This is a genomic window from Photorhabdus thracensis (assembly GCF_001010285.1).
Lineage (GTDB): Bacteria > Pseudomonadota > Gammaproteobacteria > Enterobacterales > Enterobacteriaceae > Photorhabdus > Photorhabdus temperata.
This window is the reverse complement of the sequence record NZ_CP011104.1, coordinates 4,374,815-4,394,823: the sequence shown is the minus strand read 5'-3', so window position 1 is coordinate 4,394,823 and position 20,009 is coordinate 4,374,815. Positions and strand designations below refer to the sequence as shown.

General features: G+C 43.0%; 21 protein-coding genes. 8 read left to right on the top strand and 13 right to left on the bottom strand.

Annotated elements, in window-relative coordinates; translation table 11 throughout:
* Positions 1-171: 171 nt before the first annotated feature.
* The 3 genes from VY86_RS19190 to vapB all read left to right on the top strand — a co-directional run bounded on the left by VY86_RS19190 (position 172) and on the right by vapB (position 1,034).
* Positions 172-408 (top strand): type II toxin-antitoxin system CcdA family antitoxin, encoded by a 237-nt coding sequence (locus VY86_RS19190; protein ID WP_046976151.1) that lies wholly within the window; start codon positions 172-174, stop codon positions 406-408.
* Between the two features lie 2 nt (positions 409-410).
* Positions 411-725 (top strand): CcdB family protein, encoded by a 315-nt coding sequence (locus VY86_RS19185; RefSeq protein WP_046976150.1) that lies wholly within the window; start codon positions 411-413, stop codon positions 723-725.
* Positions 726-812: 87 nt separating this feature from the next.
* Positions 813-1,034: a type II toxin-antitoxin system VapB family antitoxin gene (gene vapB / locus VY86_RS19180; RefSeq protein WP_046976149.1), complete on the top strand. Its 222-nt coding sequence runs from the start codon at positions 813-815 to the stop codon at positions 1,032-1,034.
* 91 nt (positions 1,035-1,125) lie between these two features.
* Here the strand turns inward: vapB and VY86_RS19175 are convergent, their stop codons facing one another.
* The 7 genes from VY86_RS19175 to VY86_RS23705 form a co-directional block, all read right to left on the bottom strand.
* The gene (locus tag VY86_RS19175) at positions 1,126-1,605 is read right to left on the bottom strand and encodes a nuclear transport factor 2 family protein (protein WP_046976148.1); all 480 of its coding nucleotides are present in this window, start codon (positions 1,603-1,605) and stop codon (positions 1,126-1,128) included.
* A gap of 36 nt (positions 1,606-1,641) precedes the next feature.
* A complete protein-coding gene (locus VY86_RS19170) occupies positions 1,642-2,247 on the bottom strand; it encodes a TetR/AcrR family transcriptional regulator (RefSeq protein ID WP_046976147.1) in 606 nt (201 codons plus the stop codon).
* A 607-nt stretch (positions 2,248-2,854) separates the two neighbouring features.
* Positions 2,855-3,181 (bottom strand): stress response translation initiation inhibitor YciH, encoded by a 327-nt coding sequence (gene yciH / locus VY86_RS19165; protein ID WP_021325445.1) that lies wholly within the window; start codon positions 3,179-3,181, stop codon positions 2,855-2,857.
* Positions 3,171-3,917: an orotidine-5'-phosphate decarboxylase gene (gene pyrF / locus VY86_RS19160; RefSeq protein WP_046976146.1), complete on the bottom strand. Its 747-nt coding sequence runs from the start codon at positions 3,915-3,917 to the stop codon at positions 3,171-3,173. The genes yciH and pyrF overlap by 11 nt, the downstream gene beginning before the upstream one ends.
* 44 nt (positions 3,918-3,961) lie before the next feature.
* Complete coding sequence (gene lapB, locus VY86_RS19155; protein WP_046976145.1) at positions 3,962-5,131, bottom strand: lipopolysaccharide assembly protein LapB; 1,170 nt, start codon at positions 5,129-5,131, stop codon at positions 3,962-3,964.
* A 6-nt stretch (positions 5,132-5,137) separates the two neighbouring features.
* The gene (locus VY86_RS19150; protein ID WP_046976144.1) at positions 5,138-5,449 is read right to left on the bottom strand and encodes a LapA family protein; all 312 of its coding nucleotides are present in this window, start codon (positions 5,447-5,449) and stop codon (positions 5,138-5,140) included.
* Positions 5,450-5,618: 169 nt separating this feature from the next.
* Positions 5,619-5,933 carry a phosphatase PAP2 family protein gene (locus VY86_RS23705; RefSeq protein WP_082111263.1) on the bottom strand — a complete coding sequence of 105 codons (315 nt, stop codon included), beginning with the start codon at positions 5,931-5,933 and terminating at the stop codon, positions 5,619-5,621.
* A gap of 170 nt (positions 5,934-6,103) precedes the next feature.
* Here VY86_RS23705 and ribA point away from each other — a divergent pair, with 170 nt between their 5' ends.
* On the top strand, positions 6,104-6,700 hold the full coding sequence (ribA, locus tag VY86_RS19145) for a GTP cyclohydrolase II (RefSeq protein ID WP_046976143.1): 597 nt from the start codon (positions 6,104-6,106) through the stop codon (positions 6,698-6,700).
* Positions 6,701-6,765: 65 nt separating this feature from the next.
* Here ribA and acnA read toward each other — a convergent pair whose 3' ends face one another.
* On the bottom strand, positions 6,766-9,441 hold the full coding sequence (gene acnA, locus VY86_RS19140; protein ID WP_046976142.1) for an aconitate hydratase AcnA: 2,676 nt from the start codon (positions 9,439-9,441) through the stop codon (positions 6,766-6,768).
* A gap of 252 nt (positions 9,442-9,693) precedes the next feature.
* Here acnA and VY86_RS19135 point away from each other — a divergent pair, with 252 nt between their 5' ends.
* On the top strand, positions 9,694-10,521 hold the full coding sequence (locus VY86_RS19135) for a hypothetical protein (RefSeq protein WP_046976141.1): 828 nt from the start codon (positions 9,694-9,696) through the stop codon (positions 10,519-10,521).
* Positions 10,522-10,571: 50 nt separating this feature from the next.
* Here the strand turns inward: VY86_RS19135 and cysB are convergent, their stop codons facing one another.
* A complete protein-coding gene (gene cysB, locus VY86_RS19130; protein ID WP_046976140.1) occupies positions 10,572-11,546 on the bottom strand; it encodes an HTH-type transcriptional regulator CysB in 975 nt (324 codons plus the stop codon).
* A 307-nt stretch (positions 11,547-11,853) separates the two neighbouring features.
* Positions 11,854-14,451: a type I DNA topoisomerase gene (gene topA, locus VY86_RS19125; protein ID WP_046976139.1), complete on the bottom strand. Its 2,598-nt coding sequence runs from the start codon at positions 14,449-14,451 to the stop codon at positions 11,854-11,856.
* A 433-nt stretch (positions 14,452-14,884) separates the two neighbouring features.
* Between topA and VY86_RS19120 the strand changes: the two genes are divergently transcribed.
* On the top strand, positions 14,885-15,079 hold the full coding sequence (locus VY86_RS19120) for a DUF2498 family protein (RefSeq protein WP_046976138.1): 195 nt from the start codon (positions 14,885-14,887) through the stop codon (positions 15,077-15,079).
* A 50-nt stretch (positions 15,080-15,129) separates the two neighbouring features.
* Here VY86_RS19120 and VY86_RS19115 read toward each other — a convergent pair whose 3' ends face one another.
* Entirely contained in the window at positions 15,130-15,963 is an 834-nt protein-coding gene (locus VY86_RS19115) for an alpha/beta fold hydrolase (protein WP_046976137.1), read from the bottom strand.
* Positions 15,964-16,387: 424 nt separating this feature from the next.
* Positions 16,388-17,434: a protease SohB gene (gene sohB / locus VY86_RS19110; protein ID WP_046976975.1), complete on the bottom strand. Its 1,047-nt coding sequence runs from the start codon at positions 17,432-17,434 to the stop codon at positions 16,388-16,390.
* 201 nt (positions 17,435-17,635) lie between these two features.
* Between sohB and VY86_RS19105 the strand changes: the two genes are divergently transcribed.
* Complete coding sequence (locus tag VY86_RS19105; RefSeq protein WP_046976974.1) at positions 17,636-18,397, top strand: YciK family oxidoreductase; 762 nt, start codon at positions 17,636-17,638, stop codon at positions 18,395-18,397.
* A complete protein-coding gene (cobO, locus tag VY86_RS19100; RefSeq protein ID WP_046976136.1) occupies positions 18,397-18,993 on the top strand; it encodes a cob(I)yrinic acid a,c-diamide adenosyltransferase in 597 nt (198 codons plus the stop codon). The genes VY86_RS19105 and cobO overlap by 1 nt, the downstream gene beginning before the upstream one ends.
* Positions 18,994-19,048: 55 nt before the next feature.
* On the opposite strand, the gene rluB is transcribed toward cobO, so the two are convergent.
* The gene (gene rluB, locus VY86_RS19095) at positions 19,049-19,981 is read right to left on the bottom strand and encodes a 23S rRNA pseudouridine(2605) synthase RluB (RefSeq protein ID WP_046976135.1); all 933 of its coding nucleotides are present in this window, start codon (positions 19,979-19,981) and stop codon (positions 19,049-19,051) included.
* Between the last annotated feature and the right edge of the window lie 28 nt (positions 19,982-20,009).

Sequence of the window (20,009 nt, the reverse complement as noted above, 5' to 3'; positions counted from 1 at the left end):
CGTACCTTTATATCATCTAAAACACCAAACTAAGGTGGGGAGCCCCTCCCCACCTTTTTATCGAAACTTTCAATATCGGGGCTTGGAGAGCATAAAAAACCGACATTCAGAACTACAACTCGTGTACGTATACGTGTATACTACACGCACACTCAACACCGGAGATAAATCATGACAGCAAGACAACGCAACACACAGAGCGTCACAATGACTGTAGAACGAAGTTTACTGAGCCGGGCACGTGAAGCAGGTATTAACTTTAGTGCTACACTGACCGCCGCCTTAGATGCCGAATTACGTCATCGCGAGGCGCTGAAATGGCAGGAAGATAATAGAGAAGCTCTGGAGGCGTTAAACCGTTTCCATGACGAACATGGTTGTTTCAGTGATGAATACAGGACATTTTAACGATGCAATTCACCGTTTACCGTAATACTGGGAAAACCGTTGTTTATCCCCTGTTGCTGGACGTCACGAGTGACATTATCGGGCAGTTAAACCGCCGAATTGTGATCCCACTGCTGCCAGTTGAAAAATATCCTGACAGCAGTCGCCCTGTTCGAATGATCCCCCTTATCAGGCTGATAGATGACAAAGAATATGCTGTCATGACTCAAGAACTAGCCAGTATATCTGTTCATGCTTTGGGTGCTGAATTTTGCGATGCATCGCAATACCGTAATCAGGTAAAGGCGGCACTCGATTTCCTCTTTGACGGTATTTAGTTGGATAAGCGCAAACTGTTGCCAGACTGCGCTTATCCGACCAACTCCCTTGCGTTGTGCACATATATTAAACAAAAGGAGGTTCACATGTGTACCGTAGCGATATTTAAAAACAGTAATAACCGGGCAATAAGACTCCCAAAAGATATGGATTTTGATGGTATCGCCGAATTAGAAATTTTCCGTATCGAGGACTCCATTATTCTGAAACCAATAAAACCTACATGGGATTCTTTTCTGTCACAGGAAAAAGCTGATAATAATTTTTTAGGCCCTGATATTATCGAAGAAGGTCGCGTGAAATTATGAAAAATATTTATATGCTAATAACGTAAAAAGCATCACGGCTGGCTTATTAGGGACACCTATAAACCAGCCATATCTACAATTTGCTATTAAATTACAATCCTAAATCAGATAATCCGGGATGATCATCAGGACGGCGACCTAAAGGCCAATGAAATTTTCGGTCAGACTCTTTTATCGGCAGATCATTAATACAAGCGTAGCGGTTGTACATCAAGCCATCTTCGTTAAATTCCCAGTTCTCATTACCATATGAACGAAACCAGTTACCTGAATCATCGCACCACTCATAAGCATAACGAACCGCTACTCTATTATCAGTAAAAGCCCACAATTCTTTAATAAGCCGGTATTCGTGCTCTTTCTCCCATTTTCTGGCTAAGAAATCCTGAGCCTCTTTACGGCTATGCACGAATTCAGCGCGATTACGCCAATGAGTATCCAATGAATAAGCCAATGAAACCTTTGCAGGATCACGGCTGTTCCATCCATCTTCGGCCAAGCGAATTTTTTGAATAGCCGTTTCCCGGGTAAATGGCGGTACCGGATGGCGAATTTCTTTTATATCAGACATATTTTGTCTCCTAATTAATTATAATTAAATTTTCCATTAACTCACATTGTATTTATTCAATAATGCCTTAGCGATATTCATTGCTTCCACAGCATAATTTCTGTCATTCATTATATGAGCAGTTGTAATAGCGCCTTCTATCAGAATCAAAAATTTCCTGGCTAAATCCACCGATGAATCCGGCGATATTTCCTCACAAATAGAAAGAACGTAAGTAAAAACTTTCTCTTTATGTTCCTTAGCAATAATTCTTACCGGATCAACAGGATCAAGCCGTTCACCGGATGTATTGATAAATGCACATCCTCTGAAATCATCACTTTCGAACCAGGTTTGTAATACCAGAAAAATATTCAGCAATTTCTCTTCAGGCGTCTTATATTCAGCTATTGATGAAGTAAACCACCCCATCCATCGTTCATCCCGTCGGCGAAGAACTTCTTCAACCAACCCATCTTTGGTACCGAAATAACGATAAATTGTCTTACGTGAAGAACCGGTTGTACGCGTTATCAGATCGATACCTGTCGCCGCAATCCCCCTGGTGTAAATTAATTCATCTACAGCATCCAACATGTTTTCTCTGATGTTTGCCGCCTTCTCACCTTCCATGCTTTTCATGGTAGAACGATCGTTCCCCATAGTCAACCTCTTAACTAAAAAATAGAATAAATTTGTTATCTTTATGATTTAAAAGGTAATTTTAATAATAATCACATTTATCATAAAGAAACCCATTTTCACAAAAGAACTATCTTAAATAGTCTACAGTGCATTATGATACCAAAATCATAGCGTAAAATAATTTACGAAACAGATTGGATGTTTTTAACTTTTCAGAAGGGGAGTTAATTGTATTTAATCGAAAAATCATCAACCATTAATAGAGAGTTGAAAAGAAATCCGCATGTAAAAGAATATTATCCGAACAGATGGCTATTCAAGTGCTTTATCGCCGGCTATTTTACGAAGAAAACCATAAAAATAACGCAATAAAAAAACGGATAAAACAGTTAATTTAGCGGGATTTAACTTAACAAAAATCAGGTGTTAAAAGGGATAAAAACAACGGTTAAAACCTGCCCATCATAAAACGCAGAGTGGGATCCTGCTTCGTTTTTTCAGAAGGAGAGTTAATTGCATTTAATCGAAAATTATCAACCATTAATAGAGAGTTGAGAAGAAATCTGCATGTAAAAGAATATTGTCCGAACAGATAGGTATTAAAGGGCGAATATCCGCCCTTCTATCAACCACCAGCCAATTTAACTGTCATCCCTTTGGCTTCAAGCAAGTGTTTCAATAAATCCCTTTTATCGCCCTGAATTTCTATTTCGCCATCTTTTACTGAACCACCGCAGCCACATTTTTTCTTCAATTCAGCCGCCAACTTGACCAGTGTCTGATCATCAGCGTCAATTCCGGTAATAACGCAAACTCCCTTTCCTTTACGACCACTGGTTTGGCGCTGGATTCGAACAATACCATCCCCTTTCGGACGCTGAGGTTTAGCGGTTTCTTCCTGAATCCTCCCCCCGTCTGTAGAATAGACCAGACGCGAATTATTATCTTGCATTAATAACTCCTGCAATAGATTGGTTAATCTGACGCAAGGCCGCCGCCGGATCCACTGCACGGGTAATCGGACGCCCGATAACCATATAATCAACACCAGCCAGTACCGCCTGTTCCGGCGTCATAATACGACGCTGATCACCGGCTTCACTGCCTGCCGGACGAATCCCCGGCGTTACCAGTCGAAAATCCTGACCACAAACATTTTTCAGTTGCTGAGCCTCATGCGCAGAACAAACCACACCATCCAATCCACACTCCTGAGTGAGTTTTGCCAGCCTTTCAGCCTGTTGCGCGGGCGTAATATCAATACCGATACCTTGCAGATCCGATTGTTCCATGCTGGTTAATACCGTGACGGCAATTAACAACGGCGCAGCATGACCATAAGGCAACAGCGCTTCTTTCGCCGCCGCCATCATTCTGGTGCCACCGCTGGCATGAACGTTTACCATCCAAACTCCCATCTCAGCCGCAGCAGCTACCGCTCTGGCGGTGGTATTGGGAATATCATGGAATTTCAAATCCAGAAATACTTCAAAGCCACGCTGGTGCAACGACTTAACAAACTGAGGACCATTGAGGGTAAACATCTCTTTACCCACTTTCAGGCGGCAATCCTGTGGATCAATTTTGTCAGCAAAAGCCAAAGCGGCATCCTGATTGTCGTAATCTAAAGCAACAATTACAGGCGAGCTAATCTGTTTACCGAATGATGTTAAAGTATGCGATGTCATTTTTTAACCTTTTTGACCAACAAAGAAATATTACTGTGATATTGTCACTGACCATCCAACCCACGGATGGGTTTAATCGAATCCCATGAACGGCATGATGGGCAGTGCCAATAAATTGAATGAGAAGTAAAGCCGCATTTATGGCAGCGATAATTAGGTTTGGTACGAATTTGTTCACCCACCATGTCCCGCAGCAAAATAATACTTTCTTTCGCCCGGCCTTCTTCCGCTTCAGCCAAATGGTAATCCATCAGGCGATAAAACAGGCGCATCGTCGGATGACGTTCTAATTGATGATTGATATAGATCTGCGCGACTTCATGGCCCTCTTTCTGCTCGATAATATCAGCCAGTAAAAGTTCGGCAGCTGCTCCGCTATCCTCTTCGACACAACGTTTGAGGAAATTTTCCCATTCATCAATCTGATTCAGATGCTGGTAACATTCCTGGAGAATAGGTAATACCTCACTGACCAACTCTTTATCCTGCTCAAGAACAGATTTCAAAGAACCCGCCGCTTTGGTATATTCCTGTTGGACCATAAACAGACGTCCCAACATGATAGAAACCCTGGCGCAATTTTTATCTGCTTGGACAGCTTTGTTGAGATAGTCAATAGCCTCATCAAGATCATCACCGCCCATTTCCTGTAAGGCCAATTCGCAATAAAAATGCGCAATTTTTTCCCGTAAATCATGTTTGCCGGACTTAACTAATTTTTCAGCGATATCAATGGCTTTTTTCCAATCACTGGTTGCCTGGTAAAGCGTAAGCAGTGATTGAAATGCATTTTGCCGAAAATCTTTTTCATTCACCAGCTGAACAAACATATTTTCAGCACGATCATATAAACCCGCAGACATATAATCGCGGCCTAATTGTTGCGTCGCCAGTAAGCGCTGCTCAAATGTCAGAGAAGCGCTTTCCATGAGAGATTGGTGAATACGGATAGCCCGTTCCACTTCTCCCCTGGAACGGAACAGATTCCCCAAAGTCAGATGCGCTTCAAAAGCGGAACTGTCCTCTTTAAGCATCTCAAGAAACAGATCCACCGCTTTATCTTGCTGGTTCGACAGGAGAAAGTTAACCCCGGCAACATATTCCCGCGACAAGCGATCAGCATTTTGTTGTTTATCTTGTTGAGCACTTCTGCGCCCCATATACCAGCCATAAGCAGCAGCCACAGGAAGCAACAGAAACAACAGCTCTAACATGGGAATTTATTCCTTGCTAAATACAGGCGATGAATGAGTAACCGGAGGTTCAGCAGGTTGCTCCAATTGTGTTTCCAGTCGCTTAATCTTGCGTTCAGCTCTTCCCAATGATAAACGAGTACGAAGATAGAATAATCCACAGATAACCCAGCCTAACACGAAACCGCTAGCGAACAATACAGCCAAAAGCGTAGATAAAGAGTAATTCCCCTTAGCAATCAGATAGTTAAAAGTAACAATCTGATCGTTATTTGCGCCAAGAGTTACAGAGATGACAAAGATCACCAATACCAGTAATAAAATCAGAAAATATTTCACATTTTTTCCTGTTATCTATTGTTGCTTGGATATTATGCCAAATAACAGACATAACGGCCCATTAAATTAGCATTTCCAGTCTGGGCAAAGGAAGCAATTTATCATGATAAATGCTTCTTTCAGCTTTTTTGCGATATCTTCCCACTAACTAAGTGTAAATAAGAAGCAATTATCTATCTAAATCCTTTTGGAAGTTAATCAACCGCCATTTTTCTGTGAGATAACAAATAACCATCGCCAACACCGCACTAATTAACGTCGATGCGATAAGATCCTGCGGCCAGTGCATACCTAATGCCATTCTGCTGATCAAAACACTCGCCGCCCATACCATCACTATTATGGATAAAATATAGCGACGACGCGGCCATAACACACCAACTAAAAACAACGACCAACTCGTAGCAAATAGGGTATGCCCGGAAGGAAAAGCATACCCCGTTTCACTTTTCCAGTGAGTAAGTTGCCATTGTGGATTACTTATATACGATTATTTGAAGATTTTTCACAGATAATTGGTTGTAAATATGGCAGAATACATGTGCGTTATAATCAGAGAAAATTTCTTGTGCAGTTTTAGCTGATTTCCCAGACCGGTATTATTTTTTATAATCCATTCTTATAACGAGTCTGAATCGACATATGAACAATAAGATGCAATTAAAACAGATAGCTGAGGCTAAATTACCTACCCCATGGGGCGACTTTTTGATGATCGGCTTTGAAGAAATCGCCACAGGTCGAGATCATGTTGCATTGGTATATGGCACTATTTCTGATAATGAACCTGTTCTTTCCAGGATCCATTCAGAATGTCTGACGGGTGATGCCCTGTTCAGCCTGCGTTGTGACTGCGGCTTTCAACTTGAAGCAGCTCTGGCTCAAATTGCTGAGGAAGGACGGGGGATATTACTTTACCACCGGCAAGAAGGCCGTAACATTGGCCTACTAAACAAAATTCGTGCTTATGCACTACAGGATAAGGGTGCCGATACGGTAGAAGCTAATCATCAGTTAGGTTTTGCCGCCGATGAACGTGATTTTACCTTATGTGCAGACATGTATAAATTGCTGGGCGTTAATGCTATTCGTCTGCTGACAAACAATCCTAAAAAAGTGGAAATTATGACCGAAGCAGGTATTAACATTGTGGAGCGGGTTCCGTTAATTACCGGCCGCAATGCTAAAAATGCTTATTATCTGGATACCAAAGCCAGAAAAATGGGGCATTTGCTGCCGGAAGAGCCTTAATTTCTACTTATTTTAGCTGACAAAGATGGCGCCAATGCTAGCGCCATCTGTATGGGATGTAAAAATCATTTCAACATATGGCGGATGACATAATGCAAAATACCGCCGTGGTGGAAATAATCCAGTTCAGTTCCAGTATCAATACGACACCGAGCCTCAACAACCACCTTACGCCCATCAGCATAAGTCATTTTTACCGGTACGATTTGACCAGGCTTGAGGTTATTCATCCCGGCAATATCAATCGTCTCATCACCTTTCAGATTTAGCGTTTTACGGTTTACGCCCTGAGGGAATTCTAGTGGTAATACACCCATACCAATCAGGTTAGAACGGTGAATACGTTCAAATGATTCCGCAATCACCACCCGAACCCCCAACAACCGGGTTCCTTTCGCAGCCCAATCGCGGCTCGAACCAGAACCATACTCTTTGCCGGCAATTACAGCCAATGGTGTTTTTGCTTCCTGATAACACATAGCCGCATCATAAATCGCTAATTGTGTCTGTGATGGAATATGGCGGGTATATCCCCCTTCTACACCCACAATCATCTCATTACGGATACGAATATTGGCGAACGTCCCGCGCATCATCACTTCATGGTTACCACGCCTTGAGCCATAAGAGTTAAAATCCTTCGGATCAACGCCATGTTCCTGAAGATAACGCCCTGCCGGACTGTCAGCTTTGATATTTCCCGCGGGGGAAATATGATCTGTGGTGACAGAATCACCAAGAATAGCCAGTATATTCGCGCCGTGAATATCCGTTATAGCCTCCGGCTCTGCTGTCATATCACTAAAGAATGGCGGGTGGCGAATGTAAGTAGAGTCAGGTTGGAAGTCATAAGTTGCAGAGCTGACGACATCCAGCGATTGCCATGTCTCATCACCATCAAATACTTCGGCGTACTCTTTGTGGAACATGCCAACCTTAACTTTATCAACCGCTTCAGCAATTTCTTTCCGGTCAGGCCATATGTCTTTCAAATAGATATCATTGCCTTGCTGATCCTGACCAATAGGATCTTTAGTCAGATCCTTTTTCATGCTGCCGGATAAAGCATATGCCACAACTAATGGTGGTGATGCCAGCCAGTTAGTCTTTATCAGCGGATGGATCCGGCCTTCAAAGTTCCGGTTACCAGACAGGACAGCACCGACGGTAAGATCAATTTGCTTAATTGCAGTTTCAATAGGTTCAGCCAATGGCCCAGAGTTACCAATGCAAGTTGTACAGCCGTAACCCACCAGATTGAAACCAAGTTTCTCCAGATATGGCGTAAAGCCAGCAATCTCAAGATAATCCGTCACAACTTTCGAGCCGGGCGCCAGTGAGGTTTTTACCCACGGCTGGCGTTTAAGCCCTTTCTCAACCGCTTTTTTCGCCAGTAAACCCGCAGCCATCATCACACTGGGGTTAGATGTGTTGGTACAGGAGGTAATCGCAGCAATGACAACCGCACCCTCTTCTAACTCGTAGGTCTGGTTATCCAGATTAACGGGGGCTGAGGCGACTTTTCCTTGCGCTTTATTCATCTCCAGATCAATGGCTGACTGAAATGCCTGTGGTACCCGCGCTAAGGCAACTCGGTCCTGTGGACGTTTCGGCCCGGCGAGGCTGGCTTCCACCGTAGACATATCCAGTTCCAGACTGTTGGTAAATACCGGCTCATCACCTGGATTTCGCCATAGCCCCTGGATCTTACAATATGTTTCAACCAGAGCAATCTGCTGTTCTGTGCGCCCTGTTAACCGCATATAACTCAGCGTAATATCATCCACCGGGAAGAAACCACACGTTGCACCATATTCCGGTGACATATTGGCAATGGTTGCCCTGTCTGCCAATGGCAAGTCAGCTAACCCATCACCATAAAATTCAACAAATTTCCCCACCACACCCTGTTTACGCAACATCTGTGTCACTGTCAGCACAAGATCTGTCGCAGTAATCCCTTCACGTAGCTTTCCGGTGAGTTTAAAACCCACCACATCAGGGATAAGCATGGAAACAGGTTGTCCTAACATAGCCGCTTCCGCTTCGATACCACCAACTCCCCATCCCAGAATACCTAGGCCATTAATCATTGTGGTGTGAGAATCAGTACCAACCAGGGTATCAGGATAAGCCAACTCACGCCCGTTATGCGTTTCATGCCAAACCGTTTTACCCAGGTATTCCAGATTGACCTGATGGCAAATCCCAGTTCCCGGCGGTACGACGCGAAAACGGTTAAATGCTTGTTGTCCCCAACGCAGAAACAGGTAACGTTCATAGTTACGTTCCATTTCTAATTGAACATTTTGTTCAAAGGCGTTTTCCGTGCCAAATTTATCCACCATAACGGAATGGTCAATGACCAGATCAACAGGTGATAATGGATTAACCTGTTCAACATCACCGCCAAGACGCTGAACTGCATCCCTCATAGCCGCTAAATCAACGACAGCCGGAACTCCCGTAAAATCCTGCATTAATACACGAGCCGGGCGGTAAGCAATTTCCCGATCTGCATGACCGCTATTTTGCCAATCAACAATCGCTTTTAAATCGTCATCAACAACAGAGTTGCCATCAATATTGCGCAGAAGATTTTCCAGAAGAACTTTCATTGACTTAGGCAAGCGGGAAATATCACCTAAATGTTTAGCAACCAGTGGTAAACTGTAATAATCATACTCTTTACTTGCAGCGGAAAGTGTTGAAACACAAACCTTTTTCAAATCAAACGACATAACTCCTCCTTCTTATTATGTTGGCATCACTCAGAGCCATCTTATGATAATGGCACAAGTTAAACATAACATATAAGCAAATAATTGTTTTTTATTACCACACAATTTGTCAATTCAGATTGTTCATCAGAATTTCTATAATAAATTTTGATGATTTAGTCGGGTAAACAATTGAATGACAATCAGCTAGAATTAGTTCGCCAACAATTAAATTGGACTCTAACTATTAATTAAAAGAATAAGGACAAAATTATGGATATAAGAAACTCAATTATAAATCACCAGGATCATATAGAGAAAATCAATGAAGCCAATAAGTTCTTCCACATCGATGGAGCTTATTTTAATATAGAAAATACAAACACATATAAAGAAAAAGATGGCTTAGTTCAGTTCATTGTCGCAACACAATTATCTGATCAAAAAGATGTTCAGGAAAAAACGAATAGTTTAAGTAAAACATTAATTGCACTTTCCTCCATTGCAACTAATTATGTCAATAAACATGCAGAAAAGCATGGAGAGAAATACAAGACAGATATGGCATTCTGGACGCAAGTTGTCAACAAACTCCCTTTAATGGGTACCAGCAAAGTCGAATCCAAAAACTACACAGACTCATTGACTGGCCTAAGTATCTCAAAAAGTTTTCTTCATTTTATCATGAATGTTGTTGTATTCGAAAATGCAGATATGCTGGTAAACTTCGCTGACTTTCTTACCAAACAAGGAGAAACGATTCGTTTAGGCATACGGAAAAATAAAGGTTTTTATTCTACTATGACGCTGACAGTTGCCATAGATACCTTGGTTGTCGGAGAAAAGACGGTATATATTCCAAAACTGAAACTCTATCGAATTAATTTCGATAGTAATAATTCAAACTTTTTATCAAGTTGTGCTTCGAATGAGAATGTTCATATTGATTTTGAATACTCATCCCTAGTATCGGTCTTAGACTACGAAGCGCTCGAACATCCTGATCTTAAGGCCAGTTTTGATAATTTCATTAATAAGCACAGAAAAATGTCAATAGAAGATTCCGATGATTTCTTCAGTGGTGAGTTTGATCCAACCTGATAAGTAAAATCCGGGAGATAATGGAAGTCATTATCTCCCTTGTTATTTTATTATATGATTGGCAATTTAATATCTTTGAACATGATTTCGATATCTTCATTTGAGCGCAAAGCAACCGCCTGATCAATAACATCACGCGTCAGGTGAGGTGCAAAACGCCACATAAAATCATACATATAACTGCGCAAGAAACTACTGCGCCGAAAACCTATCTTAGTTGTGCTGTAGCTGAATTTATCTCGCATATCAATGCTAATAAGGTCTTTATCCTGCACCGGATCAACCGCCATGCTGGCAATAACCCCAACTCCCAAACCCAACCGGACATAAGTTTTAATGACATCAGCATCAGTGGCAGTGAAAACAATTTTAGGTTTTAGGCCCACTTTATCGAATGCAACATCTAATTCAGAACGACCGGTAAAACCAAAGGTATAAGTGACCAGTTGATATTCTGCCAATTCTTCAATTGAAACATTCTCTTTACCCGCCAGCGGATGATCCTGTGTCACCACTAACGTTCTGTTCCAATGGTAGCAAGGCAACATTATCAAATCTTCGTATAAATGCAGCGCTTCAGTGGCAATAGCAAAATCAGCATTACCTTTACTCACAGCTTCAGCAATTTGCGTTGGCGATCCCTGGTGCATATGCAAAGAGACCTGCGGATAACGCTCAATAAATCCTTTAATCACAGGAGGTAATGCATAACGGGCCTGTGTATGGGTAGTGGCGATATATAGCGAACCACGATTCGGATAAGTATGTTCACTGGCAACTGACCGTATTGCATCAATTTTAGACAATACTTCACGAGAAATTCGGACAACCTCTTCACCTGCGGGAGTAACATGCGTTAGGTGTTTACCACTGCGGGAAAAAATCTGAATACCTAATTCATCTTCAAGCATCCTGACTTGCTTACTGATCCCTGGTTGAGATGTATACAATCCTTCCGCCGTAGATGAGACATTAAGGTTGTGGTTTACCACCTCTACGATATAACGAAGTTGCTGCAATTTCATATAAGCACCATCCCAAAATAAACGCTGTGAACAATTATGACTTAAAATCTGGCCTGATATTGCTGTTTGCTATTTATTATAACTAATAGAAATAATAATGTTTTATCATATAACCACTATAACACGATTATATATTTATATAACGAATAATTGAAAAATCATAACGAAGGTTATAGCTGCATTTTAATTCATATATTTTAAAATTCTGTTGATAGATGAAAAAAGCCAACCTATAAGGTTGGCTTAATAGAAAAAAATGACTTCATTTTTGAGAAAAAGAGCGTGTTGATTCTCTTAAAAATTATTACTATTTATCTTTCTCAACCCATTTTCCATCAACATAAAACACACTCCACCCCGTTGCCTTGCCATTTTTCTCTGAAGAAGCATATTGCTGTTTAGTTTTACGACTAAAACGGATAACAGTTTTATTACCTTCAGCATCAGCCACAGGCGCATCAGCCAGATAGCGTAGTTTTTCCGGCAGGCGGTCTTTAAAACGAGCCAGCTCTTCTACCAAAGGAGCTCTGGTTTCCCTCGATTTAGGAAAAGTATTCGCGGCTAAAAAGACGCCAGCGGCGCCATCACGCAATACAAAATACGCATCAGACTTTTCACAAGGAAGTTCAGGTAACGGAACCGGATCTTCTTTTGGTGGAGCAACTTCTCCGCTACGCAGGATCTTACGGGTATTTTTACACGCCTCACTGGTACAGCCCATGTATTTACCAAAACGCCCCATTTTCAGATGCATTTCAGCGCCACATTTATCACACTCGATAACCGGACCATCATATCCCTTAATGCGAAACTCGCCCTCTTCCACTTCGTAGCCATCACAAGCAGGATTATTACCACAAACATGTAATTTACGCTGGTTATCGATAAGATAACTGTCCATCGCTGTACCACATTTTTTACAACGACGACGAGCACGTAATGCGTTTGTTTCCGCATCATCCCCTTCCAAAATGTTGAGAATTTCATTTTCAGGGATAAGGTTGATCGTCTGCTTGCAACGCTCTTTAGGTGATAACGCATAACCGGAACAACCCAAGAAAACGCCAGTGGTCGCCGTGCGGATACCCATAGGACGATTGCATGTCGGACACTCAATGGAGGTAATCACCATCGGGTTAGGTCGCATCCCGCCATCTTCCGGGTCTTTATTGGCGACATCAAGCTGTTCACTGAAATCAGTGAAAAACTCATCTAAAACCCCTTTCCATTCAGCCTTATTACTTGCAACTTGATCGAGCTGATCTTCCATTTGCGCGGTAAAATCATAACTCATCAGCCCGTTGAAATTCTCTTCCAGCCGATCAGTTACAATTTCCCCCATTTTCTCTGAATAGAAACGACGGCTCTCCACCCGAACATAGCCACGATCCTGAATCGTGGAAATAATGGAAGCGTAGGTAGACGGGCGACCAATACTGCGTTTTTCCAGTTCTTTAACCAAGGATGCCTCGCTGTAACGTGCTGGCGGCTTGGTAAAGTGCTGGCTTGGGAGCAGTTGTTGCAAATCAAGTTCAGTACCAATGTCAACAACAGGCAAAGTATAGTCTTCATCACCCTTGCGCAATACAGGCATCACTTTTGTCCAGCCATCAAAACGCAATGTACGGCCCTTAGCGCGCAATTCAAAATCACCCGCCTGTACCGTCAGGGTTGTGGAATCGTATTGTGCCGGTGTCATTTGGCAAGCAACAAACTGACGCCAGATAAGCTGATACAGTTTTTGCGCATCCGCATCCATGTCTTTCAGCTGTTCAGCCATGACATCAACGCTGGAAGGACGAATAGCTTCGTGCGCTTCCTGTGAATTCTCTTTGCTGCTGTAAGTATTCGCTGTTTTCGGCAGGTATTTATCACCAAAATTATCACCGATATAACCACGAACCATATCCAGCGCATCCTGACTCAAGTTGGTTGAGTCAGTACGCATATAAGTAATATACCCTGCCTCATACAAACGCTGGGCCATCATCATGGTTTTTTTAACACCAAAACTTAAACGCGTGCTGGCGGCCTGCTGTAATGTGGAGGTGATAAACGGCGCACCCGGTTTACTGGATGTTGGACGATCTTCACGATCAATAACTTTGTAACGGGCTTTTTCCAGTAACGATATGGCGGCCTGAGTTTGCTCACCATTAACCGGCTTAAACGGCTTACCCTGCTTATGAGTCACTTCCATATGCAGTGAAATTTCATCTTTCGCCAGTAAATCAGCGTGTAACTGCCAATATTCTACCGGTACAAACGCTTTAATTTCGCGCTCTCTTTCGACAACAAGGCGTACCGCCACAGATTGCACGCGACCGGCAGAAAGCCCTCTGGCAACCTTTTTCCACAGTAGCGGAGAAACCATATAACCCACAACCCGATCCATAAAACGACGGGCTTGTTGCGCATTTATCCGGTCAATATTCAATTCACCTGGATTATCAAATGCCTGTTTGATGGCATTTTTAGTAATTTCATTAAAAACAACCCGGCTAAAACGATCACTGTCACCACCAATCACCTCCCGCAAGTGCCATGCAATGGCTTCTCCTTCACGGTCAAGATCCGTTGCGAGATAAACATGATCTGCTTTTTCAGCCAGTGATTTCAGCTCTGCCACGACTTTCTCTTTGCCTGGCAAAATCTGATAATCAGCTTCCCAACCGCGGTATGGGTCAACCCCCATACGGCTGACTAATGCAGCTTTCTCATCTTTTTTGACCTTCTTCTTAGACTTATCGGTAGATGAGCTCGAGCTCTTTTTGCTGGCTGAGCCGCTGGTCGGCAAATCACGGATATGACCCACGCTGGATTTCACCACGTAGTCACTCCCCAAATATTTATTGATTGTTTTGGCCTTTGCCGGGGACTCCACTATTACAAGAGCTTTACCCATAGTTATCTTTACCTAATTATCTTTTCAGATGGCGGAATTCACAGCGTCCATATCACGGTGTCTACAAGCTAAAATCCCCCTTGGTATGACAGACCGCTGACAGCCCTATGGGCTGTTGGCTATCCATCTTCCCCCTAATCCTAAAAGTTCGCTTCACTCTCAATAAGAATTTAGGCAGGAGAATTCCGCAATTTTGTTAAAACCTCTTTTTATATTGCGATAGATTCTCAATATATCAACTTATTTTTATTCAGATGATCTGCCCGAACTCGAAACCTGTTGAATTATTTGAGGTATTTTAGATACCGCCCATGAGCTATGCAAATGAATGAAACGAATCGTAAACAAAATCTTCCATCTGCATGATGAAAAGTTCACACTCTACCTGATAAAAAATGATGCGCAACAAATTATTTTTGATAGGGGCTGAGAAATGCGAAAGGGAACGGCACCGATTAAACATGAACAATTATTGGAAAAAGCCAACCGTATTATCCGCCAACACAAGGATTTTATTCAGGGTATGCACGTAGACGATGTAGCACAAAAAGGGAATGTATTGGTATTCCGTGGTGAATCTTCTCTGGATGAAAAGAAACGAATAGGCAGATATATAAAAACACTCTAAAACTATATCTGCCGGGTATATAAAACACTTTATACTATAAACTGTGAATATTATTTAATCTTCAGGGGAAGATCGGAGAAAAAACCCGACATCATGACATTAAATCTCTCCGGCGCTTCCCAGAATGGTCCATGACCAATATTGGTTAAATTATAAACACGATCAGTCCAGAGATTTTTGTAGGCTATTCCATTAATATAATCAATATTGACAAATAAATCTTCTGCCCCATTAACAATCGCCAGAAGAGTTGGGTTTGTTTCAACTAACAATCGTTGATCCATGACATCTGGTGAAACGGACGCTTCGGACATATATTGCCGTGCTAAACCATCAGTCCGTGCAACTGCCGCTCTAAGAAATGGTTCACTAAGCGCGTTTTTGCCATACAGCGCCAGAGTATAATCTGTCATTTCCTCTTCAGTCAGCGAAGCCTTACCCGATATTGCCATGAACCGGCTTGGCTTAAATCCAAGACTGACATTCTCTGCACCTGGACTAACCGGAGGCGTGCCACAAATCATCAATCCAACAATTCCAGGGAATCGCGAGATCATTTCCAACCCGATATGGCCCCCCAGCGACCATCCGAAAACAGCAACTTTATTGATGCCTAATTTTTCCAGCACTTCAATAATGCAGAGAGCATAACCAGATATCGAATAAGTCCGGCGAGGATCCACTGCGTTTGATGAAGCGCCATGCCCTGGCAAATCAATAGTCAAAATGCGGTATTCGTCGCCAAAACATCTCACTTGATGACAAAAAACGTCTTTACTGCTCGAATTACCATGTATAAAAAGTACAGGTAACCCGTTACCGCCAGTATCAGCAACAGAGATGACGGCATGACTGGTATGAATATCGTACTGCGAAATAGCCATAATACTTTACTTCCTTCGGAATATTATTAATTAAGTCGCCATTTTTTGGGAATATGTATAGTGCGTTCAAATGCGCCGGCGGCGCGGTGTAAAAGTGACTTATACTTATTTGGAAATCAGCCAGATAGAACACATAAACGCGAAGCCAGAGTACCAGTTATCAGTGTAGAAAATCCTGATTCTCATCACACAGGTGAAGTGGTATGTAAAGCAAATTATGTAACACCTGTAATGTTTTAACAGGGATAAAATATCTGGTTTTTCAGGGGAATAGTATCTTGACGATCAATGGGAAATGAGCGAGGCACGGTTCAATCAGAGCCGGGCTGTTAACAGACACGATATCAAGGCGCCCCTGAGCGTTAAGAAAAAACGCCGTTTCGGGTACGCCAGGATTTATTCATTCAAAGCCGGGGGATTTTAATCAAAGCAAAGGCTTTTCTCCTCTCTGCCACCAGCGTAATAACAGTTTATCAACGCTTTCCATTGCACTGCCAGTGAAACGCTCTACCATGCGTTTACGACGTGTAAAATTGACACCAATAACTTCACAATGCTCTATTTGAGCAATTAACAGATCATCACTGACACCAATTTCGTCAATCAACCCTTTTTCTTTCGCCTGTGTGCCATACCAATATTCACCTGTAGCGACACTTTCTACATCAAGCAATGGACGATGTGTATGAATAAATTCTTTGAACAATTCGTGAGTCTGATTGAGATCTTCCTGGAACTTTTTCCGGCCCTGCTCTGTATTTTCCCCTAAAAAAGTCAATGTGCGTTTATATTCACCAGCCGTATGCAGTTCTACATCAATATCATTTTTCTTCAATAACTTATGAATATTTGGGATCTGAGCAACCACCCCAATAGAACCAATAATGGCAAATGGCGCGGCAACAATATGATCAGCAACACAAGCCATCATATAACCCCCACTGGCAGCCACTTTATCTACGACAACAGTCAGGCGGACACCTTTCTGACGCAGACGGGCAAGCTGGGAAGCAGCAAGTCCGTAACCATGAACCATTCCACCGGGGCTTTCAAGACGCAGCAAAACTTCATCTTTTGCATCTGCCACTGCCAGAACTGCGCTAATCTCTTCACGTAATGAATCTACTTCATGTGCATCCATACTGCCTTTAAAATCCAGCACATAGAGGCAAGGTTTCTGTAATCCTTTCTGCCCTGTCTTAGCTTCACTCTTCTTCTGCTTGGATTCGAGCTTTTGCTGTTTATTAAACTCTTTGTGCCAGATTTTTCTTTCGGCTTCGGTCATGCGGGCCCGCTGCATTTGACGCTGTTTATCCCGGTATGATTCACCAAGATCTGTCAGTTTCAACTCGCCTTTTGGCGAAGATTTCCGCATTCCCACACCAATACCAAATATAGCCAGGGCAATAACGGCCAACACCAACGTTATCACTTTGGCTAAAAACAACCCGTAAAGAGATAAATACTCCACAAAACCCACCTTTGTCTTCTGATAATTAATATTTTTCATTCTAACTAAAAATAGATATTAACGCCTGCAATGTTTCATCATTTACTTCTTAAGCAATCAGCCTTTACAAATTTGACTCAATATATCAATTTCTGTTTTGATAGCCTGAACTGCCTCCGACGGTAATAAATCGCTCTATCAATAACAGGAAATCTTCAAATGTTGCATTACCAACCTAAACATGACCTCCTACAGCAACGTATTATTCTGGTTACAGGTGCTGGAGATGGGATTGGTCGTGAAGTGGCTTTGACTTATGCCCGTTATGGAGCACAAATGATCTTACTTGGCAGAACCACACACAAACTGGAAGCTGTCAAAAAAGAGATAGAACAAACAGGTGGCGCCCCTGTAGCCATTTACACCCTGGATCTACTCACCATAACAGCCGAAGAGTGTAAAACATTTGCTGACGATTTAACGAAACATTATCCGCATCTGGATGGTGTATTACATAACGCCGGATTGCTGGGCGCCGTCGCACCGATGGCAGAACAGCCGGTTCAGTTATGGCACGATGTTATGCAAGTCAACGTCAATGCGACCTTTATGTTAACTCAGGTATTGCTTCCGTTATTATTGAAATCACCCCACGGATCATTAATCTTTACCAGTTCAAGCGTTGGCCGTGAAGGTCGCAGCGGTTGGGGGGCTTATTCCGCCTCTAAATTTGCAACCGAAGGCATGATGCAGGTTTTAGCAGAAGAATATAAACACAGTTCTCTGCGCGTTAATTGCATCAACCCTGGTGGCACACGCACAAATATGCGTGCTAACGCATTCCCTAACGAAAATTCTGCTAAACTGAAAACACCGGCGGATATTATGCCGCTGTATCTTTATCTCATGGGCAGCGACAGTCTGCGCAAAACAGGCATCAGTTTTGATGCACAACTCGGACGCAAAGCAGGACCAGCCGAATAATGACAATCAATGATGACCAGCACCAAAAAAGGCAACAACGCCTGAAAGAAAAAGTGGATTCCCGTATTGAAGCCGCACAGTTAGAGCGGGGAATTTTCATCGTTTTTACCGGCAATGGTAAAGGCAAAACCACCGCGGCTTTTGGCACAGTGACTCGTGCGGTAGGTCATGGGTTACGTGCCGGTGTTATCCAGTTTATAAAAGGTCAATGGGAGAATGGCGAGAAAAATCTGCTGGAACAACATGGTGTGAATTTCCATGTTATGGCAACAGGTTTTACTTGGGAAACCCAAAGCCGAGAAACAGATACCGTAGCCTGCCATCAGGTATGGCGCCACGCGTTGGAGATGCTGGCTGATCCTGATTTGGATCTGGTGGTACTGGATGAACTGACTTATATGGTGAGTTACGGCTATCTTCCTCTTGAAAATGTTATTACTGCCCTGAAACACCGGCCAGAACACCAATCCGTTATTATTACCGGCCGCGGTTGCCACCGTGAATTATTGGAAATGGCCGATACCATCACAGAGATGCGCCCGGTAAAACATGCTTTTGATGCCGGCATTAAAGCACAAAAAGGAATCGACTGGTAAAAAAGGCCCCGTGATTACACGAGGCCCACAGAAGCTAGAAGCCTAGAAATAGAAATTAGCGACCTTTTGGGGCAGTTGAACGCCCCGCGTTCTGGCGGGAGCTACCCGGACGCTTTCCTGCCGATGGACGTGATGTCCCCTGAGTATGGCGTTTAACCGCACGGCGGATTTGGTTAGCTTTAAGACGGCGTTGATCACGTTCAACCGCCACTTTGGAAACCATCTCTTCATTCAAACCCACTAATTGGCGCAAATAGTTAGTCTGCTCCAGACCAAGTTCTGTCCAACCGCCGCGTGGTAAACCTTTTGGCAAGCCAATATCACCATAACGCACACGAATAAGACGGCTCACCTGTACACCCACAGCTTCCCAAAGACGACGAACTTCACGATTGCGTCCTTCTGTCAGCGTTACATTATACCATTGGTTCATCCCCTCACCGCCTTTGAACGCGACAGTGCAGAATGATGCCGGACCATCTTCCAGTTGAATCCCTTTAGTCAGTTGTTTCAGTTTGGCATCATCAACTTCGCCAAAAACACGAACAGCATATTCACGCTCAACCTCCCGACTTGGATGCATCAAACGGTTCGCCAGCTCGCCATCCGTGGTAAACAGCAACAAGCCACAGGTATTCACATCCAGACGTCCAACAGCTATCCAGCGGGAGCCCAGCAATTTAGGCAGACGATCAAAAACAGTTGGCCGCCCTTCCGGATCACGGCGGGTGCAAAGTTCACCTTCTGGTTTGTAATAAGCCAGAACACGGCAAACCGTTTTTTGCGATTCTTTGATATTTAATATCCGGCCATCAAGGCGGATTTTTGTGGCCGGCTGAACTTCAATACGATCACCTAAAGTGGCAATCTTACCATCAACACTGACGCGCCCCTGTTGAATATAACCTTCTACTTCGCGGCGGGAACCGTGGCCGGAACGCGCGAGAATTTTCTGTAACTTTTCAGATTTTTGTGTCTTACCGCTCATTGAGCAACCTCTGCTGTCGCCTTCACAG